The 1,311-nt window shown below is 52.6% G+C and carries 1 rRNA gene; it reads right to left on the bottom strand.

The window, feature by feature from the left end:
- Positions 1 to 1,311, bottom strand: a 23S ribosomal RNA gene (locus ACJHYD_RS24455); the annotation flags it as partial.

Below are 1,311 nucleotides of genomic sequence, written 5' to 3' on the forward strand. Positions count from 1 at the left end.
ACCCCATCAATTAACCTTCCGGCACCGGGCAGGCGTCACACCGTATACGTCCACTTTCGTGTTTGCACAGTGCTGTGTTTTTAATAAACAGTTGCAGCCAGCTGGTATCTTCGACTGATTTCAGCTCCACGAGCAAGTCGCTTCACCTACATATCAGCGTGCCTTCTCCCGAAGTTACGGCACCATTTTGCCTAGTTCCTTCACCCGAGTTCTCTCAAGCGCCTTGGTATTCTCTACCTGACCACCTGTGTCGGTTTGGGGTACGATTTGATGTTACCTGATGCTTAGAGGCTTTTCCTGGAAGCAGGGCATTTGTTGCTTCAGCACCGTAGTGCCTCGTCATCACGCCTCAGCCTTGATTTTCCGGATTTGCCTGGAAAACCAGCCTACACGCTTAAACCGGGACAACCGTCGCCCGGCCAACATAGCCTTCTCCGTCCCCCCTTCGCAGTAACACCAAGTACAGGAATATTAACCTGTTTCCCATCGACTACGCCTTTCGGCCTCGCCTTAGGGGTCGACTCACCCTGCCCCGATTAACGTTGGACAGGAACCCTTGGTCTTCCGGCGAGCGGGCTTTTCACCCGCTTTATCGTTACTTATGTCAGCATTCGCACTTCTGATACCTCCAGCATACCTCACAGTACACCTTCACAGGCTTACAGAACGCTCCCCTACCCAACAACACATAGTGTCGCTGCCGCAGCTTCGGTGCATGGTTTAGCCCCGTTACATCTTCCGCGCAGGCCGACTCGACCAGTGAGCTATTACGCTTTCTTTAAATGATGGCTGCTTCTAAGCCAACATCCTGGCTGTCTGGGCCTTCCCACATCGTTTCCCACTTAACCATGACTTTGGGACCTTAGCTGGCGGTCTGGGTTGTTTCCCTCTTCACGACGGACGTTAGCACCCGCCGTGTGTCTCCCGTGATAACATTCTCCGGTATTCGCAGTTTGCATCGGGTTGGTAAGTCGGGATGACCCCCTTGCCGAAACAGTGCTCTACCCCCGGAGATGAATTCACGAGGCGCTACCTAAATAGCTTTCGGGGAGAACCAGCTATCTCCCGGTTTGATTGGCCTTTCACCCCCAGCCACAAGTCATCCGCTAATTTTTCAACATTAGTCGGTTCGGTCCTCCAGTTAGTGTTACCCAACCTTCAACCTGCCCATGGCTAGATCACCGGGTTTCGGGTCTATACCCTGCAACTTAACGCCCAGTTAAGACTCGGTTTCCCTTCGGCTCCCCTATTCGGTTAACCTTGCTACAGAATATAAGTCGCTGACCCATTATACAAAAGGTACGCAGTCAC

This window comes from Escherichia sp. WS1368 (genome assembly GCF_046487485.1).
In the GTDB taxonomy this organism is placed as follows: Bacteria; Pseudomonadota; Gammaproteobacteria; order Enterobacterales; family Enterobacteriaceae; genus Escherichia; species Escherichia coli.